The sequence below is a fragment of the Paenibacillus sp. BSR1-1 genome, assembly GCF_030403775.1.
Taxonomy (GTDB): domain Bacteria; phylum Bacillota; class Bacilli; order Bacillales; family Cytobacillaceae; genus Neobacillus.
The window spans coordinates 55,635-75,436 of the sequence record NZ_JAQMWQ010000023.1 but is presented as its reverse complement, the minus strand read 5'-3'; the positions used below and the strand labels follow the sequence as shown (position 1 = coordinate 75,436).

Sequence of the window (19,802 nt, the reverse complement as noted above, 5' to 3'; positions counted from 1 at the left end):
TATTAGGCAAACCTAATTGAGGCTGATGGCCTGAATTATTAGCGGCTAACTTCTACATATTATTACAGCTTTTGCCTTCTGAAAAATAAAGTACGTTTACTTCAAAGACACTCTGATATGGGAGTACAACAAAAATGTTTCCCTAAGTAAACTTTTGTCTAGTATACTACGTGGTCTATTCTTCTTTCCCATTATCTAATGGGATAAAAAGGAGAATCCCCTTGAATTATGACACTGTAAAATTCGGCAAATTAATAGTGAAATTAAGACGTTATAAAAAATTGTCCCAAGAGGAATAAGGTTTTCGATGCAATATCGGAAGAAATGCCATGAGTAACATAGAAACAGGGAAAAATTTACCTAGTCTAGAAACCTTCACAAATATAGCTTTAAACCTTGATATGTCTCCTGCAGAACTATTCGAGATAATTAAAGAACAAGGCATCCTTGAAGAAATAATTAAAAAGGCAAATAAACCTAAGAAATCATAAATTAATGTCACATAATCCACGAGATGCCACAGGGACGGTTCACATGGTTTAAATACAGTTATGTCCTTCATAGATAGTACCGTCCCCATGCTCCTATAGTACCAACTATATTCTACAAAATCCCCTTCAAACAAAATTTATTAATCATTTGATTAAATATGCCCAAACCCCTGCTGTTTAAGGTTTTTCTTTAATAGGGAATGAATTTTTTGTCAGTTAAATAATCGTTTGATTAGTTAAAGGCTCAACCTTGGTATAACAACAGCTCTCATCTTTTTTCCTTATGAAAATTGACGAATAATAGCTTCAGAAGATGTTCCTTTTTTCAGTCTATCAACTCAACACTCTACAAAACTAACAAAGCTCAACAAAGTCCACCAATAACTGGCAGAAAAGTAAGATTAAGTTCAAATGATTATTCTCAAAATTTAAACGTGGCCGCAGGCTCTTTTACAATGGTTACTATAACACCACCTGTGGGAGAAAAATGGAATGTAAAAATATTAAAATCCAAAGCACTTTGCGCTAGGAGGAGCAACAAGCGGTACCCACACAATTGCAATTAGATTGGGTTCAAATAGTACTGATAATAATATTTTAATTTTAACTAGTAATTTCGGAGATACAATTGATTTAGGGCAAAACTATATTGCTAATGCAACAGCCTCAAGATGGTGAATCAATTCTAACCATCATAAATTATAAGCCGGTTTTATAATTGTTTAAAACTATTATTTTTTATGGTAATAAATTACTACTATTGACTCCTTTTGTAATAAAAAGTATATTCAAAGGGTTGTGATTAATGAAAAAAGAGGGATAACACATATGAGTAATCGTTATGAGGAATTAGACTCATTAAGGGGATTAGCTGCTTTGGCCGTATTATTTAGTCACTTTCTATTAGTATTCAAGGTGATAGAAATCGATACTTATAATCACGGCTATAAATTTTTTCCTAATATTTTTAAATACTCTCCCCTACACATTTTTTTCGGTGGGCATGAAAGTGTAATATTATTCTTTGTCTTAAGCGGATTTGTTCTTTCTTTAGCTTTCCTTAAAAACAACTCCGAAGTTTCATACAGATCTTTTCTGTTAAAGAGATTTTTTAGATTATATCCTCCGTTTATTTTTGCAGTAATTTTAGCTTTTTTCGCTAAACTATATTTTAATAGCGGAAATTTACAAGGATTAAGCCATTGGGTACAAAACGCTTGGAGTACAAAGTCTAATTTACTTTTATTTCTGCAGCACGTAATTATTTTTGGGAACTTTGATGCCAATGATATTGACCCGGTTTTGTGGTCTTTAGTTCATGAAATGCGAATCTCAATAATTTTCCCATTTTTAATCCTACTAGTGAAAAAAAAACATTGGATATTTTGTGTATTTTTGAGTGTAGCCTCTTCTTTTGTTGCACTACTTTTGAGAAAACATTTTTGGGTAGACATAACATCTACAAGTTATGTAATTACTTTACATTACTGCTCGATGTTCGTTTTAGGTAGTTTGTTAGCAAAACATAAAAACGATATACAAAAATTGTATCAATCATCATCAACAATGCTAAAGAGTCTTTTGCTAATATGTGGCTTAATTTGTTACACTTTTTCATGGCTTTTATTCAATCATCGGGGATTACACAACACATTTATTGATGAATGGTCGATTACTTTAGGAGCATGCGTTTTTATTATTTTTGCACTATCTTCCAAAAAAGCATCTAAGTTTTTATTAAAAAAGCCAATATTTTTTCTTGGTAAAATATCGTATAGTTTATATTTATTTCATGTGATTATATTAATTTCATTCTTAAATATCTTTTCCACGTATTTTCCTACAATTGTAATACTGGCTTTTGCGTTTATCTGTTCAATTCTTATATCTTGGTTAGGTTATAAATACATTGAATTACCGTTTATAAAAATAGGCAGAAGGTTTTTAGTAAATAAGAGAAGTAAATTAGATAAAGATACTTCAATCGCATCATAATCCTAAAAATAATAAACACTCTACAACACAAAGTAGAGTGTTTGTTATTTAATGAGTAATTGAAATGGGAACGTAAACCGGTTTGGCGAGCGCAGAATTCTTGAGTGGATGGGTTAGGAATTCAAATCTCCGAGTTCGATTTTATCCTGAAAAAGTGCTTTTACACAACTAACGGGTGTCGTATGCAGGTTCTATAGAAGTAGAAATGGCAGTCTTTCATTCTGAACGATGTTTTGTTTACAAATTAGGGATATTAGAGGTATGTAATGTGTATCGGCTAATAAAACAACCCCAATGTCGTCATTGAGGTTGTTTATCTATCATTATTATTTCACCCAAACCCCATTAGAATTAAAGTAAAACCACTTTCCACTGATCTTCACCCAACCAGTTTGCATTACTCCAGTTCCATCTAGATAGTACCATTTGTTATTTTCTTATAACCAGTTAGTTGCCATTACACCTGTGGACTTTAGGTAGTACCATGTACCATTCGATTCCGTGATATCCACGCATGAAGTTCTTCCTGTAAATATGGAAGGATATCTTTTCAATTTTAAACGTTCCCATGGTTCTCTCCTCAATTTGCCTTAATTCTAATTCTTTAGTTAAAATTAAGGTATTAATAAAATATTATTTTGTAATAGTTAGCGAAATGACTGATTATGTAGAATATAATGGAGACAATATTTTTGAAGTGATGCATATTTGTTCTAAAATTGGTCTATTTGTGGCTCTTGTATCTAAGAGTCTTTCTTAGAAATGTCGATTGATTGTTTCTAAAATTGTAAAAGAATTAGACCAGTTCCTTTGTGGTTCTGGTCTAATTCTTTTAATTTGTTTTGTTTGTAAGTACGGAAGAATTCCTCCCGCTTGATTTAATCTTCATTAAAAAACCATTCAACTTATGCTCATTTAAATTTCTTCAATTACTTTATCAAGAAAAGATTACAAATAATCAATGAACCACGTAAAAAGATTGCTATTCTCAAAGAAGAGGCAAATATAGTTGGCGAGAATCCCATAATTACTCTTGAAAAAATACCAGCAATAAAAATTAATTTGAGCAAATATTTTAAATAACAATAAGACTTTACTCAACAAAATTACTAGCCCGAGAAACTTAGTTCTCCTAAGTTAAGTTTATTAAACTCTTCAATTTAAGTGATCGTACTAAATTGACTAACATTTATAAAAAACTGATCATAAATTCTAGTAAAAAATTAAAATTCAGATTAATGGTATAGATGAAGTCGTCAAGAATAGGATACTTTTAGACTTACCCCTTCCATATACCCCAGTAATTAATCGTTCACCAATATTAAAGAAGGAATTATCGTGTGATAAACATATCTTTTATTGCTGAACGAAATCCATTTGAGTACCGAAAATATCTGAGGGTAACTAACTCTTTAAAAATAATAGGTAACTTTTTAAGAAAATTAATGCTTAAACTATTTCGATTCTTCAAATGCCTAAGTCTGTTATCCAATAATTGCACATATTTTCTATTCGTTATCGGTAGTTTACTAACTTCATCTTTTAACGTTTTAAAATAATTGAATTGCTCATCAATAAGTATTTTATTATTTTTAAATGTTCTATCATATGGATTTTTTTCAACTCTTAATCCACCAATTTGATTTCCACCATGTTGCCTGTATAGAATTAATTCTTCTCTAAGATATTTAATTCCATTAGGATATTGATAGGCAATTAAAATAGAAATCCATCCATCGTGAATCCAATTATTAGGATATTCATGGATATGTAAACAATCTTTTCGAAATGCCATTGTTGCTCCAGTAATTTTGTTTCCGTAGAATAATAATTCGAAGGGGTTATTTTTGATCTTTGCCAATTCTTCTTCTCCTACCTGGAAGGTTTCCCAAGCAGAGTAACCTAATGGTGTTAAATTTTCATCAACAATTAAAGCATTAGTAAATACGAGTTTAGTATCTTTATTGTTAATAAACTCCCGTTCTATCTTTTCTAATTTATCCATATTCCAATAGTCATCTTGATCGCACAAAAATATAATATCTCCGTTACACAAGGAAATACAATTTTGAAAATTTTTTGTACTTCGTAAATTTTTCACATTATTATATATATATACACGAAAGGGACTAACCTTTTTAAACCTTTCTAGTATCTCAATTGTACCGTCTGACGAACAATCATCACAAACTACTAGTTCTTCTGGTAAACGGGATTGTTTTAAAATGCTCTCTAATTGCTCCTCAAGGAACCTTTCCCCATTATAGGTACACAATGCTATTGAAATAGAAAAATTCATTAGAACTCTCCCCTTTATGGTTTATATTAAAAGTGAACATAATTAGCATGTGGAGTTTTCCTTTACTTGCATTTTTCCATTAACTAGTTCATAAACAAAGTCACATTTTTCAATAGTACTTAATCGGTGAGCAATGATAATAATTGTTTTTTCACCCTTAAGTCCATCGATTGCCTTCATAATTTCATTTTCGGTATGGTTGTCTAAAGAAGAAGTAGCCTCATCAAGGAATAAAACTTCGGGATTATGATACAACGCACGCGCGATGCCAATACGTTGTCGCTGTCCACCTGAAAGTCTAACCCCTCTTTCACCAATATTCGTTTCTAAACCATTAGGAAGCTCTAATACAAAATTCATTAATTGAGCATCTTTTAATGCTCGCCAAACTGACTCATCATTAATTTCATTCTCTTTTATTCCAAAAGCTACGTTTTTCCTAATGGAATCATCAGATAAATAAATCGATTGGGGAATATAACCAATTTTTCTTTTCCAAATAGGCAAAATGTTCTTGAGCTCTACACCATCAATTAGAACTTCCCCCTTCTCCGGTTCAAGTATCCCAAGTATAATATCAACAATTGTTGTTTTTCCCGCACCCGATGATCCTATAATTGCAATTGATTTTCCAATTGGAACTTTCAATGATAGATCTTTTATTGAATAATTTTCTTGATTCGGATATCTATAAAAAATGTTTTTCATTTTTATTTCATTTTTAAAGAATTTTTCTTGAATATTTTCTTCTTTGTCGTGCTGATACGAGGAAATAGACTCCAATGGATTGCTTCCAACCAATTCATTGTGAATTACATCTAAGGCAGGCATATTAAATCGAATAGCGGTAATTGCTCCGACCATCCTATTTATAGAAGGCATTAATCGAAATGCCCCCATTGCAAATAATGCCATGGTTGAAAGTAAAGTTGTTGAATCCTCCCCCTTTAAAATAATCATTAACATTGTAATAAGGATAGTTGCCACAACAATAGTCTCAATAAACATTCTTGGAATTTGGTTTAAGATATTGAAAAACCTCATTGATTTTGAGAACTCTTCACTTTGTTCAACAAAAGAATCTATAAAAAACTTTTCCCTACCGCTAACTTTTACTTCCTTTACAGAACCTAATCCTTGGTTAATCCATTTAATCATCTCTCCATTTGACTTTTGTTGTTTCTTTCCAATCTTATTTAATTTATTCCGAAATAACCTTAAAAATATTCCAGTACAGCCTCCAAGTATGACAACAGAGATTAATGTTTGAATTGGAGAATTTATTATTAATAGAATTGTTATACCTGTAATAACAAGCAGTTCACTGATTATCATTAATATGGGGATTAAAACTTGATTAAATATTCTAGGTACCTCGAAATTTACATTTCGAAGAAGTTCAGATGAATTTCTCTGAAGATGAAACTCATACTGACTAGTTAAATAATGATGAAGCAATCTTTTTGATAACTTTATTTGTTGCTGAAATATAAACCGGTACTGTATATATTGAGAGTATATTAAATACAAATTCTTCATAAAAAAAACAGATAGTAATACCATCGTGGTAAAAATAAGGAAACCAGTATTCGACTGAAAATGAAAAAATTGATAGATCTTGGATAAGAGAAAGTGGTCATGAATCAGTTTAGGATTAGTTACAATTGCAACAAACGGAACAATGAGACCTATGCCGATTGTTTCAAATAAAGTTGAAATAAGCATGAGAATAAATAAGAAGTAAAAACTTTTTTTCTCTTTCTTATTAAATAATTGTAGAACCTTTGGTATTAAATTCATCTATGAAATCACCTAAGATATTATTAAAAATAGAATTTCCCCCATTAATTAAATCTCCATAACCTAAATTAACAATAATTATGGAACTAAATATGAAGGATTTTTTTTGCGACTATTTTTACCTTCCCTAGTAGTCTAAAATACCAATATTTAAATGTATTGGTACTTACAACAGAGCAAGTCGAATATATTTTTGAATGGTCTTTTTTATGCTTTTCCATAACCTTCTTCATTGATTTCCAGTAATCTTTACTAACATAGCCCGTTGATGCATGATATGCCTCCAATGGAACAACAATTGCCCTTATGCCTCTTTTCTTTGCAGTAAGACATAAATCAACTGAATAGAGGTGCCAATTATTACAAGTTTTTTCATCAAATTTAAGATTATTATAGACATTCTTACTCATGGCTATAAAACACTCATCTAGAGTTTCTACTTCAACTGGCCCAAAAACCTTAAAATTACCAGCATATAAATGTTGTGAACCATGAGTAATATTAGAGTATATCCCCATTTTATCTCTTCCTGCCAAGCCAATAATAGAATTTTGGTTACAATCCACATACTCAACTATCGATTTTAGGAAGTTTTCATCATAGAACTCTATATCTTGATGAGCAAAAATATAATAATCTCCTTGAGCTAAGCTAGCACCATAATTCAATGCACTTGCAGCTGAGGTAAATTTGTTATTAACATTTTCTATCCCTATTAATTCGCATTCAATGTCTTGATTATCGATACTCTTTTTTAACATTTGTTCAAAAACTGATTTATTATTATAACAACAAATTATTGATATCATCTTAATCGCCTCTTGTTGACTTAATTCTATTAAAAATCAGTGAAATTACTTTCTCTGGTAAAAATTTTATTATTGCCTCAAAAATAGTTAACTGATAATCAATCCTAAAACCTTTCAAGAATAAAAAGACGTTACTAATACTTATTTCATTAAATAATCTCATTCGATTTTGTGACCAATCCCGTAACTCTTCTATTTGCTTCCTTTTAAAAAAAACAAATTCATAATAGGTTAAGAGATAATTGTATTTTCTTGTCTCCACGACAAGCTTTTTATTTACATAGTCAGACTTAGTATGTATATCCTTCAAAATACTAGCCCCAATTTGATTATTCTCATGAATTCTATATTTAACCAGGGGCTCATTTACATATGATATCTTCCCTTGGCTTGATGCACACAAAGCTAACCAGTGATCATGAACGTAAAATTCATGACAGAAAGGAATGCTTTTCTTTGCTATCTCTGCTTTTATCAGCATGGTGCATCCTGTAACACTATTTCTTCTAAGGAAAAATGAAAATAGATTGTCACCGTAGACATGCTTTAATCTTTTATTAATATCCTTAAAACTGTTGGCAATATGATTTCCACGAGAATCAATAATGGATAAATCAGAATAGCACAATACAGAGTTTTCACTTTCCAGTTTGTTTACTAATATACTAATCTTATTCTCTTCCCAAACATCATCTTGATCACAATAGGCAATGTAATCTCCATTTACAGATTGTGTAAGAATTTCAAAGGTTTTATTACTACCTAGATTATTTTCATTTTGTTCAATCGAAAAGCTCTTATCCGTTAATAAGTTTCTAGCAAGACTACAAACTAATTGGTATGAAACCGAATCCGCGCTATCATCTCTGATGAGAACTTCAATGTTCGGATAATCTTGATTATTAATACTAATAAGCTGGGCTTCTAAAAAATTTTTATTAGGTTTATAAGTGGCCATTACTATGCTAACCAATCTGCTCAATGATTTTCAGCCCCTTAATAAGTGCTCATTTAGTAAAATCTTAAGCCCCATTTTTTAAAGTACATAAATGCCGATTTAACCATTATTAGAATTAATCTGAGCTTCTTCTTAGACTCACGTTTCCAATCATGAATGACATAATTGTAGGGATAGAAAATCACCTCTGATTTTTCATTTACTCTCCTAGTAATATCGGCATCTTCAAAGTGAAGAAAGAACCTTTCATCAAAGCCTTTAATCTCCTTAAAAACGTCTGTACGGAAGAACATAAAACAACCCGTGGCATATGGAACTTTAAACGGTTCATCATAATTTTTGTCGAGCATCATGTATCTGGACTGCCGCTTTTTAAAGGCAAATGGGATAAGCAGCCTAATAAACAAATCAAAGAAATTAGGATCCCGTTTACAAAGGTATTGCATGTCTCCATTAGGATACTTTACTTTTGGTGTAAGTAGTCCAATATTAAAATGTTCGTCCATATAATCATACATGTCATTGATTACAGAATTATTTATAATAATGTCTGGATTTACGATAATATGGAATTTTGAATTTAATCGGTCCAACACAATATTATGCCCTGCACCAAAGCCAACATTTTTATTCATCTTAATAACTTCTACATTATTTTTGTACTTTGAAACAATCAACAACGTATTATCCTTCGAGTTATTATCCACTATAAAGATTTTATATTTTATTCTCTTATCTATCTTACTAATAATACTAACCAATGCATTATCAATATCTAATGCACTATTGTATGTGACGATGGAAATGGTAATATCAAGCATTCTAATCCTCCAAAAGCTGTCATTCTATTAAAAAATACTTGATTCACTTGTCCCATTTTTGATTTCAATCTCAGTGGAACATGGCTTAGTTACCCTTAAAACAAATATCATTGATTCGAAAATGCTCCGGATGAAAATATTTGTAGACAAAAAGGATTTTCATCACAAATTTCCCCTAAGCCTTAAGTACTCTTCCACTTCTCCTTTAATTCCCTCTTCAAATGGCATTGGAGAATAGCCAAAATCCCTAGAAGCCTGTTCATACGAAAAGTCCTTATCCTCCTGCATCCGCAGGACCTGTTCTACCGAAATAATCGCATTTTTGGTCATAGCATTATAGATACGGGCCGCCAAAATCGATAGTGATAATGGAATTTTTACAATCGAATTCTTCCGATTCAAAGCCGAAGACACAGATCTAACTAAATCAATATACTTTATAGTCGCTCCACCGGACAGGTTATATTCCCGATTAAACGTCTTCTCCCTCGACATCAACACATCGTAATAGGCATTTCCTAAATCACGCGCATGGACAGGCTGCATCAGATTATCGCCCTTGCCGAACATCGGAAAAAATCGATGTCGGAATAAATAGTCTACAAGCTTGTACATATTCCGGTCTCCAGATGACCCATAAATAATCGTTGGCCGTAATACCGTAATCCCTATTAGGTCAAGCTTCTTCAAAATCCCATCCTCGATGCGGATATACTCTTCCGAAGCACTTTTATATTTAGAATATCTACCTGTGGTATGTACCAGCACCACCCATTTCACCTGATTTTTGATGGCAGCATCGACAACCTTTTCTGAAAATACAATAGAAGCAATATGGACCACGGTTTCCACCCCCGTCATCACAGACTCTAAAAATGGCTGGTCTTCAAGGCTTCCATACACTTTTTCAATATCAAATCCAGACTGGTCAAGAAGAGAGGTATCACTATGTTCCCTGACAACGCACCTAATTTTCCCTGGATACTTTTCCTCTATTAATCTTTTTAAAAACCATTTTCCTGTATGACCAGTAATTCCTGTAACAAAAAGCATGCCAATTCCTCCAAAGCTGCCATTCTATTAATAAAGTTTCGATTCCTTTGTCCCTTCCTTGATATCTTTCCCTGTAAGGACATTCGCAACAGTTAAGAAAAATATCTTGGCATCCAACGCAAACCCCATCTTCGCAACATACTCCCCATCAAGCCATGCCTTCAAATCAAACGGCAATTCATCACGTCCATTGATTTGCGCCCATCCTGTTAGACCGGGCGTCACATCATTCGCTCCATTTTGATCACGCGCTTCCAGTAAATCATATTGATTCCAGAGGGCAGGACGTGGGCCGATAAAGCTCATTTCACCTTTAAGGATGTTAATAATTTGCGGTAATTCATCAAGACTAGATTTCCGTAAAAACCGGCCAACCCTAGTAATATAGTCGTTAGGATTCATGAACAGGTGTGTCGGGATATCATGTGGAGCATCAACCCGCATCGTTCTAAATTTATAAATAGAAAAGGCTGCTCGCCCCTTACCGATACGTTGTTGTTTAAAAAACACAGGACCGCTCGAATCAAGCTTAATACAAATCATTAATAATAGAAAAATAGGGGATAAAAACAATAATCCAATAATCGAAAAAACAATATCCAGCACACGCTTAAAAAATCCTCTATAGATCACTGCTCTATCACCTCTATTCTAAAACTAGTTTGCCACTGATAATGCTGCCTCAAATTGATTGTTCGCTATCCGGATTACCGTATCACGCAATTCCACTTCAGACATCTCAAGCAGCGATTCTAATAATCCACTTAACACTTCTGCATTAATTAAACATGCTTTGCCAATATGAATCTTTGGAAAAACCTGTTCAACGTGAATCTCGCTTTCATTGAGAAGCTCTTCAAACATCTTTTCACCAGGACGAATCCCCGAATATTCAATTCCTATTTCATCTAATGAATATCCAGACAACCTAATTAGGTTATAGGCTAAATCTAAAATTTTAACTGGTTCCCCCATATCCAACACAAAGATTTCCCCGCCCCTTGTAAGGGCCCCTGATTGGATAACGAGACGGGAAGCTTCCGAAATCGTCATGAAATATCTGGTCATTTCTGGGTGAGTCACTGTAACGGGACCACCCGATTGAATTTGCTTTTTGAATAACGGAATGACACTGCCATTGCTGCCAAGAACATTTCCAAACCTGACTGCCACAAATTTAGTGCTGCTGACCTGTTCTAGCTGCTGAATGATCATCTCTGCGAATCGCTTTGTTGCTCCCATAATATTCGGCGGGTTGACGGCCTTATCGGACGAAATGAGAACAAACGTATGAACCCCGAAAGTTGCAGCCGCTTCCGCCACATTCCTTGTCCCAAAAATATTGTTCTTAACCGCTTCCTTAGGATTAAACTCCATCATCGGAACATGCTTATGGGCTGCGGCATGGTAGACTACATCTGGTTTATACTTCTCCATTACCTCAAACATGCGCATACGGTCCTGAATATCACCGATGACTGGAACAATTTCAAAAGAGTATTTGTATCGAAGCTCCATATCAATCTCATAAATGCTATTTTCACCGTGACCAACGAGGACAATTTTCCGTGGAGAAAATAGGGCAACCTGACGGCAGATTTCCGAACCAATCGAGCCGCCAGCACCTGTAACCAGCACAGTTTTGTCGGTAATATACTCTGAAATCATATCAATATCTAACTCTACTGGTTCTCTTCCCAAAAGATCCTCTACTTGGACCTCACGGAAATGATTTACCGTGATTTTACCAGTCATTAGATCCTCAAGTTTTGGTAAAATCTGCGTCTTCGCATTTGTTTTCAAACACTCTTCAAAAATATGATTCAACTCTTTTTTTCGCATAGAAGGAATTGCGATGACGATATTGTCAATTTTGTATTTTTCAACTGTTGCAGAAATGCGTCTTGAATCCCCAACTACCGGTATGCCCATGATATCCAGCTTGTATTTTGCAGGATCATCATCGATAAATGCGACCGGTTTTAAGTCCACATCAGTGTTATGGAGCAATTGGCGCACCACCATGGTTCCTGACGCACCCGCACCAATAATCAGCGTTCGATTGAGATTATTTCGGCTAATCATGTATCCATCTCGAAAAATTCTTACCGAAAACCTCGACCCAGCAATTAGAAGGACATGAAGCATCCACGTAATCATCAAAACTCTTACAAATTTATTGTGGTAAACGAGATTCTGAAGTAAGGCAGCGCCTACAACAGAGAAGGTAACCACTTTGATGATAGTCACCAATTCACCGACACTTGCATATTGCCAGGACTTATTATAGAGCTTATAAAGAAACGCAAATAAATGATGGCAAAGCAAGAGAGTTAGGGAAGTCACCAATAACATCGACATCTTAAAAATTTGAAAATCAGGAATAAAGGTCAAATAACTTAAGTAGATTGCAGCCAAAACAATAACCGAATCCAGTAAAACCAGAGCTGTTATTCTTTTCTTGTATGTCACCTCAATCCCCCCTTAATTACTATTACTATCAATTTAGGAAAACACCGTACATTATTACTATTAATGACCTTAAAAACCCATTATTTATAAATGATCATGTCGAATTAAATCGCAATATCAATATATTTGTAGTAATTTATATTTTACCAAACTTTTCCCTACTTTTGAACGATTCTTGTTCCTTCCATAATTAGATTTCTAGTAAAATTGATATAATACCTTTCTTTTAAACAAGGAATTATAGTATAATTATCTAAATATTTAAAATACAATATTCCCATTTTATTCTAAAAAGTTCAAACTTTTGGAGGGAGTCATTTAACAAACATTATCATTAAAAAAAATATCGGTAATTTGCACCATTGATATTGAAAGCGTTTGCAATTATAGTGATGAAAATACAATTAAAAAACACCAATTGTCTGTCTACAACCATTGATAGGAGTGGATTTTATGGACGAGCAAGGGAATCTATTAGTTGGATTATTATGGGGTACGTCTCTAAGTGTTCCGTTATGGATTGCGTTTTTCGGTTGGATTAAATTAGTTACTCATCTATTTTTGCAATAAATTAAATGAAAAAGAGTAAAGAACTTTTGAACTAAAAAGTACTTTGCTCTATTTTGCATACGTATATTAAATTAGCTACTTCAATTTATAAAAGCCCTTTGGTTCTTTTAACTTTAATTAAAAATATTAGTGATAAGGCTAATATTGCGCCAAATGAATCAAATAAAACATCTCTAAAAGAAGATACCCTGCCTGGCATAAAAGATTGATGATATTCATCTGTAATTGCATAAAGGAATGTTAGTATCAAGGATAGAAAATACGAATAACGGTGAACTTCAAAAGATTTAAATAATAATATCGCAAGAATACCAAAAACGGTAACATGTGTTGATTTTCTAACTAAAATGTTTAAAACATTGATATCTTTATTGTCAGCATTAGGAGTATTGATAGTATTATGCTCTGTTACCACCACCTTATTTATTGCTTTTGAGGTATTTTCGCCTGTAAAGTAAGGAAGCTGGGTAAAGCAAAATATCAAGGTCATCCAGACGAGTGCTGCAACTGTCCACCATCTTTTCTTTTTCATTTATAAAAATTCCTCCTCGTTATTTCATATAAAAAATCCACCTTTGCCAACAAAGCTGGCAAAGGGGAGTTCTAGACCTCTATGGTTGATATATGGGCAAATACTTTTAAAATATTATTTATTTAGAGAATACTGCTTCTTAAAGTAATTCTGATATTCCCCATTAATAATTTGCTCCCACCACAATTTATTATTTAGGTACCAATCAATGGTTTGGGCAATCCCAGTTTCAAATGTATAATTTGGCTTCCAACCTAACTTCTCCAATTTAGTAGGATCTATAGCATAACGTTTATCATGCCCCAGTCGATCCGTAACAAATTCTATCAGGTCTTCTGATTTTCCTAAGGTGGAAATAATCGTTTTAACAACTTCTATATTTTTCCGTTCATTATGACCGCCAACATTATAGACTTCGCCATTAATACCTTTATGTAAAACAAGGTCAATAGCTGCACAGTGATCTATTACATGTAACCAGTCACGGATATTCTTACCATCTCCATATACTGGTACTTTTTCATCATTAAGAACACGAGAAATTGTTAATGGAATTAACTTCTCTGGAAAATGAAACGGTCCATAATTATTTGAACAACGTGTAATGTTCATAGGAAGGCCAAACGTTTCATGATAAGCACGTACCAGTAAATCAGATGAAGCCTTACTTGCACTATATGGGCTATTTGGTTGTAAAGGAGTTTCTTCTGTAAAGAATGTAGTTGGGTCAATATCTAATTCGCCATATACTTCATCTGTTGAAACATGAACAAACTTAGTTACATTAATCTGCTTTGCAGCATCTAATAATACTTGCGTTCCTAAAACATTGGTTTGCACAAATATTCCTGGCTCAGTTATTGAGCGGTCCACATGGCTCTCAGCTGCAAAGTGAGCCACATAATCAAACTTTTCCTTTTCAAAGAGTGACATAATCGATTCACGATCTGCAATATCAACCTTTACGAAAAAGTAGTTATCTTTCTTTTCGATTTCACGGTGCTTTGTTAAATCACCAGCATATGTTAATAGATCAAGATTAAAAATATCATAATGAGGATATTTATTAACCATATATTGTACAAAGTTCCCACCTATGAATCCTGCTCCGCCCGTTACCAATATCTTTTTTCTAGCCATTATTTCACCTCATGTTTTAATGCATTTAAATATTGTTTTAATGATTCCTGCCAGTAGGGTAAGGGTTTAAAACCATTATCAATTAATTTTTGCTTAGACAATCGGGAGTTTTTTGGACGAATTGCTCTAGTTGGATATTCTTCTGTTGTTATCGAATTCACTTTAACCGGTCTGTCTGCAAGAAGAAAGATTTCTTTTGCAAATTCGGCCCAACTACAATATCCCTCATTTGTTGCATGATAAACACCAAATTTATCGGTTTGAATCATGTCTAATAGTAGACGTGATAAATCATAGGTATTAGTAGGAGATCCTATTTGATCACCTACTACATCTAATTCATTACAAGTTTCCGATAACCTTAACATCGTTTTCACAAAATTATTACCATTTATACCAAAAACCCAGGATATTCTAACAATAAACGCTTCTGATAAAAGAGACTCCACAACTTTTTCAGCTTCATACTTAGTACGACCGTAATATCCAATCGGGTTGGGATTATCTGTTTCAATAAAAGGAGTTTCTCCCATACCATCAAATACATAGTCAGTACTGATATACATAAATTTTGCATTTATCTTTTTTGCTGCATTCGTTAAGTACTTTGTGCCCTCAACATTTACCTTCCAGCAACTCTCTCTATCGTCTTCCGCCTTGTCAACGGCTGTATATGCCGCACAATGAATAATCGCATCGGGATTTACCTCCTGTACATACTGGTAAACTGAGCTTTCATCCGTTATGTTCAAATCTTTTGAACCAACACCAACCATATCTAAACCACGGTCTAAACCTTCACGTACAACATCATACCCAAGCTGTCCAGTATAGCCAGTTACTAGAATTTTCATTGATTACTCTCCATAAATAAAGTTATTTTCAGCATCTGCTAATAGTTGTGCTTTCTCATCTTTCGCTGACAAAACAGGTGTAATTTCTATTGGCCACTCAATTCCAATAGAAGGATCATTCCAGATAATGCCCCGATCACATTCTGGAGCATACAATTCGTCCACTTTATATTGAACTTCTACATCGTCTGTTAATGTCATGAAACCATGTGCAAATCCCTTTGGAATTAATAATTGCCTTTTATTTTCCGCACTTAGTTCAATACCAAACCATTTACCGAAAGTTGGACTTCCCTTTCGAATATCTACCGCTACATCAAATATAGCACCTTTTGTACAACGAACCAGTTTAATTTGAGCTTTTGGATTAAGTTGGTAATGTAAACCTCTTAATGTGCCTTTTGATGCAGAAAAAGACTGATTATCTTGAACAAAATTAATTCCGATACCCGCTTCTTTAAATGTTGCTACACTATAGGTTTCCATGAACCAGCCACGATGATCACCAAATACCTTGGGTTCAATGATCTTTACTCCCTGTAAGGAAGATTCAATTACATTCACTAATAACACCTCTATTTAGTACTTTATGCTTCCATTTGCTACTTTCAATAGGTATTGACCATAACCTGTTTTAGAGAATTTTTCACCAGATTCTAGTAATTCTCCTATCCCAATCCAGCCATTAATATAAGCAATTTCTTCAGGAGCTGCGATTTTAATACCTTGATGTTCCTCAATAGTCTTAACAAAATTGGTTGCTTCCACCAAACTTTGATGTGTCCCTGTGTCTAACCACGTAAAACCTCGACCAAGAAGTTCTACCTCGAGTTCGCCCAGTTGTAAATATGCTTCATTAACTGAGGTAATTTCTAATTCTCCACGTGATGAAGGCTTGACATTTTTTGCAATATCTACAATCTTATTGTCATAGAAATATAAACCAGTAACAGCATAATTGGATTTTGGAATTTCTGGTTTTTCTTCAATACTTAATACTTTGCCATTCTTATCGAACTCAACTACTCCAAAACGCTCGGGATCTTGTACATGATATCCAAAAACTGTTGCTCCTGTTTCCTTTTGCGCTGCTCGTTGAAGCATTTTTCGCATACCACTACCATAGTAGATATTGTCACCTAAAATCATTGCAACTGAATCATTACCTATAAACTCTTCCCCAATTAAAAAAGCCTGGGCTAAACCATCCGGGCTTGGTTGAACTCTATATTGAAGATTTATACCAAACTGAGAACCATCTCCTAACAATGCCTGAAAACGTGGTGTATCCTCAGGAGTAGAAATGATTAAAATATCACGAATTCCGGCGAGCATCAATGTTGAAAGTGGATAAAAAATCATTGGTTTATCATAGATTGGTAAAAGTTGTTTACTTGTCACCATTGTTAATGGATATAGTCGCGTCCCACTTCCACCTGCAAGAATAATTCCCTTCATTTAAATATAACATCACCTTTCATTTTTTAAGACCATTAAATTTTGGACGATATCCACTACTATTGAATTAATTTTCAATAACAATTCAAACCGCTTATAATGTCCCCTTGAGAAATTGAAATGAATTTACTTACACTTCAAAGTCACTTGGCCTCTCTACAAAAATCCCCTTCCAGTAAAGAATTGCGTTAACGATTCTTTTTGAAGCATTCCCATCCCCATATGGATTAGAAGCCTTAGCCATTTGGTCATGAGCACTTTTGTTAGATAAAAGCTCATTTGCTAAATTAAAAATATCTTCTTCTTCTGTACCTGCTAATTTTAACGTACCAGCTGATACTCCTTCAGGACGCTCGGTTGTATCCCTAATTACTAAGACAGGCACTCCTAATGATGGAGCTTCTTCTTGTACACCACCAGAGTCGGTTAGTATTAGATACGCTCTTGAGGCAAAGTTATGGAAATCAATAACGTCTAACGGCTCTATTAAATGGATTCTGTCATTTTCACCAAGAACACTATTTGCTATTTCACGTACTACGGGATTCATATGAACTGGATATACTACTTGTATATCTTTGTGCATATCAACTAATCTTTTAATTGCATTAAACATATTTTCCATTGGTTGTCCAATATTTTCTCGACGATGTGCCGTCATCAAGACTAATCTATCGTACCCTAATTTATCTAAAACGGGATGCGTGTAATTAGATTTAACTGTTGTCTTTAAAGCATCAATTGCCGTGTTTCCAGTAATAAAAATGGCTTCTTCCCCTTTTTCCTCTGCTAAAAGATTTTCCTTGGATTTATTTGTTGGTGCAAAATGTAAATCTGCCAATACACCAGTAAGTTACCTGTTCATTTCTTCTGGGTATGGGGAATATTTATTTCTTGTCCGAAGCCCCGCTTCTACATGACCGATAGGAATTGAATTATAGAGCGCGGCCAAACTTGCTACAAAAGTGGTGGTCGTGTCACCGTGAACTAATACAATGTCAGGTTTAACCTTTTGGAAAATTTCGTTTAAACCTTCTAAACTACGCATTGTAACATCGACTAATGTTTGTCTGTCTTTCATTATATTTAAATCATATTCAGGGGAAATATCAAAAATATTTAATACTTGGTCCAACATTTCTCTGTGTTGTGCTGTAACAGCTACAATCGATTTGATTTTATCATTATTTCTTTCTAATTCCTTTACAAGTGGTGCCATTTTTATTGCTTCTGGTCTAGTGCCAAAAACAGTCATTACTTTAACATGGTTATTCATTTAAACTTCCATATTTTAAACAAATAATAAAAATTATGTTATGTGAAAAATATTAAATATTAAGACACCATCAACAATAACAAAAAGAGGTTAATCAGATTAACCCCTTTTTGTTTATTTCAAGAATAAATTCTCGTAGTCACTAACAATTTTATCCCAAGAATATTCGTTAATTATGCGGGATTTTGCTTTTTCACCAAGTTGATTAATTTGTTCTTTAGAATACTGTTCAACTTTATTTATTAAATTTCCTAACGAACCTTCTTCTTTAGAAAAATAAACTGCCCCATCTTCTCCAACTTCTTTATTGAACACTACATCTAATAAAAGATTGAGTTTGGTTGATGCTAAAGCTTCCAATAATGATGGATTTGTTCCACCTACTTCATGACCATGAAAATATGCAAACGCATTTTCTCTAATCTTCTTTAGAAGTTCTTGGTTATAGACAGTTCCAACAAATTTAATTCTAGAATCCTTATCAAATTTTGTATTTGCCAATAAGTCCTGAAAGAACTGATTTTGTTCCACATTTGAAATAATAACCAAATCTTTTTTTGAACTTGACTTTATAAACTCTCGAACAATTAATTCATAGTTATTTTCTGGCACAAATCGTCCAACCACTAAATAATAATCATTAGATCTTACCTGGTGTTTTGAATACCATTGCTGTAAAGCCTGATCATCATCGAAAAGAGTTGAAAGGGTTACATCGGCACCATAAGCAATAAAAGTTGTTTTTGGACTATATTGTCTATAATCAGATTGGATATAGGATTCAATGCCTTTTGAATCACAAACTAATAAATCAGCATGTTTAACCATTAAACGTTCTGATAACTTCCAGTACCTTCTTATAAATGCATTCCATTTACTTCTTTTCCACTCATGTCCATCCGGGTTTACAAAAATCTGAATACCTAATTTTTTTAATGTTCCTTTGTAATAAGACATGAATGGACCAATTCGACAAGCAAGAATATATATAATAGAATCTTTAAGATTATGTTGTTGGATATAATTTATACTTGCTTTTAAACTTAAAATGTCATAGAGAACAGCTTTCGCACTTCCAATTTCCGGAACCTTAACATTGAAACATCGAGCTCCATTATATTCGAATTCTTTATCATTTTCAGCTAAGCAGGACACGTGATATTTTATGTCTTTATTATTCTGCTCTGCTGTTAAGTTCTCAACAAATGTTTCAAATCCCCCATATTTTGCTGGTATGCCTTTTGATCCGATAATAAAAATGTTTTTCATATTTT

General features: G+C 33.4%; 17 protein-coding genes and 2 pseudogenes. 2 read left to right on the top strand and 17 right to left on the bottom strand.

Annotated features, from left to right (window positions below; all coding sequences use genetic code 11):
• Nucleotides 1-329 precede the first annotated feature (329 nt).
• Nucleotides 330-491, top strand: coding sequence for a hypothetical protein (locus tag PH210_RS23815; protein ID WP_289988866.1), 162 nt, complete (start codon nucleotides 330-332; stop codon nucleotides 489-491).
• Nucleotides 492-1,319: 828 nt separating this feature from the next.
• On the top strand, nucleotides 1,320-2,486 hold the full coding sequence (locus PH210_RS23810) for an acyltransferase family protein (protein ID WP_289988865.1): 1,167 nt from the start codon (nucleotides 1,320-1,322) through the stop codon (nucleotides 2,484-2,486).
• 326 nt (nucleotides 2,487-2,812) lie between these two features.
• On the opposite strand, the pseudogene PH210_RS23805 reads toward PH210_RS23810, so the two are convergent.
• From PH210_RS23805 to cps2T, 17 genes and pseudogenes are all read right to left on the bottom strand, one after another.
• Nucleotides 2,813-2,923: pseudogene (locus PH210_RS23805) on the bottom strand (choline-binding protein A); the annotation flags it as partial.
• On the bottom strand, nucleotides 2,924-2,998 hold the full coding sequence (locus PH210_RS23800) for a hypothetical protein (protein WP_289988893.1): 75 nt from the start codon (nucleotides 2,996-2,998) through the stop codon (nucleotides 2,924-2,926).
• Between the two features lie 821 nt (nucleotides 2,999-3,819).
• Nucleotides 3,820-4,785, bottom strand: a complete 966-nt coding sequence (locus PH210_RS23795; RefSeq protein ID WP_289988864.1) for a glycosyltransferase family 2 protein — start codon at nucleotides 4,783-4,785, stop codon at nucleotides 3,820-3,822.
• A gap of 42 nt (nucleotides 4,786-4,827) precedes the next feature.
• Nucleotides 4,828-6,585 carry an ABC transporter ATP-binding protein gene (locus PH210_RS23790; RefSeq protein ID WP_289988863.1) on the bottom strand — a complete coding sequence of 586 codons (1,758 nt, stop codon included), beginning with the start codon at nucleotides 6,583-6,585 and terminating at the stop codon, nucleotides 4,828-4,830.
• Between the two features lie 86 nt (nucleotides 6,586-6,671).
• Nucleotides 6,672-7,394 carry a glycosyltransferase gene (locus PH210_RS23785; RefSeq protein WP_289988862.1) on the bottom strand — a complete coding sequence of 241 codons (723 nt, stop codon included), beginning with the start codon at nucleotides 7,392-7,394 and terminating at the stop codon, nucleotides 6,672-6,674.
• Between the two features lies 1 nt (nucleotide 7,395).
• Entirely contained in the window at nucleotides 7,396-8,376 is a 981-nt protein-coding gene (locus PH210_RS23780; protein ID WP_289988861.1) for a glycosyltransferase, read from the bottom strand.
• Nucleotides 8,377-8,405: 29 nt separating this feature from the next.
• On the bottom strand, nucleotides 8,406-9,173 hold the full coding sequence (locus PH210_RS23775; protein WP_289988860.1) for a glycosyltransferase family 2 protein: 768 nt from the start codon (nucleotides 9,171-9,173) through the stop codon (nucleotides 8,406-8,408).
• 162 nt (nucleotides 9,174-9,335) lie between these two features.
• Entirely contained in the window at nucleotides 9,336-10,226 is an 891-nt protein-coding gene (locus PH210_RS23770; RefSeq protein ID WP_289988859.1) for an SDR family oxidoreductase, read from the bottom strand.
• 27 nt (nucleotides 10,227-10,253) lie between these two features.
• Nucleotides 10,254-10,859: a sugar transferase gene (locus PH210_RS23765; RefSeq protein ID WP_289988858.1), complete on the bottom strand. Its 606-nt coding sequence runs from the start codon at nucleotides 10,857-10,859 to the stop codon at nucleotides 10,254-10,256.
• 24 nt (nucleotides 10,860-10,883) lie between these two features.
• Nucleotides 10,884-12,698 (bottom strand): polysaccharide biosynthesis protein, encoded by a 1,815-nt coding sequence (locus tag PH210_RS23760; RefSeq protein ID WP_289988857.1) that lies wholly within the window; start codon nucleotides 12,696-12,698, stop codon nucleotides 10,884-10,886.
• Between the two features lie 655 nt (nucleotides 12,699-13,353).
• Nucleotides 13,354-13,800 carry a VanZ family protein gene (locus PH210_RS23755; RefSeq protein ID WP_289988856.1) on the bottom strand — a complete coding sequence of 149 codons (447 nt, stop codon included), beginning with the start codon at nucleotides 13,798-13,800 and terminating at the stop codon, nucleotides 13,354-13,356.
• 114 nt (nucleotides 13,801-13,914) lie between these two features.
• On the bottom strand, nucleotides 13,915-14,940 hold the full coding sequence (gene rfbB, locus PH210_RS23750; protein ID WP_289988855.1) for a dTDP-glucose 4,6-dehydratase: 1,026 nt from the start codon (nucleotides 14,938-14,940) through the stop codon (nucleotides 13,915-13,917).
• The gene (gene rfbD, locus PH210_RS23745) at nucleotides 14,940-15,794 is read right to left on the bottom strand and encodes a dTDP-4-dehydrorhamnose reductase (protein ID WP_289988854.1); all 855 of its coding nucleotides are present in this window, start codon (nucleotides 15,792-15,794) and stop codon (nucleotides 14,940-14,942) included. The genes rfbB and rfbD overlap by 1 nt, the downstream gene beginning before the upstream one ends.
• Before the next feature lie 3 nt (nucleotides 15,795-15,797).
• On the bottom strand, nucleotides 15,798-16,358 hold the full coding sequence (rfbC, locus tag PH210_RS23740; RefSeq protein WP_289988853.1) for a dTDP-4-dehydrorhamnose 3,5-epimerase: 561 nt from the start codon (nucleotides 16,356-16,358) through the stop codon (nucleotides 15,798-15,800).
• Between the two features lie 15 nt (nucleotides 16,359-16,373).
• Nucleotides 16,374-17,252, bottom strand: coding sequence for a glucose-1-phosphate thymidylyltransferase RfbA (gene rfbA, locus PH210_RS23735; RefSeq protein ID WP_289988852.1), 879 nt, complete (start codon nucleotides 17,250-17,252; stop codon nucleotides 16,374-16,376).
• A 130-nt stretch (nucleotides 17,253-17,382) separates the two neighbouring features.
• Nucleotides 17,383-18,528 (bottom strand): annotated as a pseudogene (gene wecB, locus PH210_RS23730) (non-hydrolyzing UDP-N-acetylglucosamine 2-epimerase).
• A 114-nt stretch (nucleotides 18,529-18,642) separates the two neighbouring features.
• Nucleotides 18,643-19,797, bottom strand: a complete 1,155-nt coding sequence (gene cps2T / locus PH210_RS23725) for a beta 1-4 rhamnosyltransferase Cps2T (protein ID WP_289988851.1) — start codon at nucleotides 19,795-19,797, stop codon at nucleotides 18,643-18,645.
• Nucleotides 19,798-19,802 lie beyond the last annotated feature (5 nt).

Excerpts from the sequence above, each read along its gene's own strand:
- PH210_RS23815 (WP_289988866.1), top strand. The coding sequence starts at position 330 with ATGAGTAACATAGAAACAGGGAAAAATTTACCTAGTCTAGAAACCTTC.
- PH210_RS23810 (WP_289988865.1), top strand. The coding sequence starts at position 1,320 with ATGAGTAATCGTTATGAGGAATTAGACTCATTAAGGGGATTAGCTGCT.
- PH210_RS23795 (WP_289988864.1), bottom strand. The coding sequence starts at position 4,785 with ATGAATTTTTCTATTTCAATAGCATTGTGTACCTATAATGGGGAAAGG.
- PH210_RS23790 (WP_289988863.1), bottom strand. The coding sequence starts at position 6,585 with ATGAATTTAATACCAAAGGTTCTACAATTATTTAATAAGAAAGAGAAA.
- PH210_RS23785 (WP_289988862.1), bottom strand. The coding sequence starts at position 7,394 with ATGATATCAATAATTTGTTGTTATAATAATAAATCAGTTTTTGAACAA.
- PH210_RS23775 (WP_289988860.1), bottom strand. The coding sequence starts at position 9,173 with ATGCTTGATATTACCATTTCCATCGTCACATACAATAGTGCATTAGAT.
- PH210_RS23770 (WP_289988859.1), bottom strand. The coding sequence starts at position 10,226 with ATGCTTTTTGTTACAGGAATTACTGGTCATACAGGAAAATGGTTTTTA.
- PH210_RS23755 (WP_289988856.1), bottom strand. The coding sequence starts at position 13,800 with ATGAAAAAGAAAAGATGGTGGACAGTTGCAGCACTCGTCTGGATGACC.
- rfbB (WP_289988855.1), bottom strand. The coding sequence starts at position 14,940 with ATGGCTAGAAAAAAGATATTGGTAACGGGCGGAGCAGGATTCATAGGT.
- rfbD (WP_289988854.1), bottom strand. The coding sequence starts at position 15,794 with ATGAAAATTCTAGTAACTGGCTATACTGGACAGCTTGGGTATGATGTT.
- rfbA (WP_289988852.1), bottom strand. The coding sequence starts at position 17,252 with ATGAAGGGAATTATTCTTGCAGGTGGAAGTGGGACGCGACTATATCCA.
- cps2T (WP_289988851.1), bottom strand. The coding sequence starts at position 19,797 with ATGAAAAACATTTTTATTATCGGATCAAAAGGCATACCAGCAAAATAT.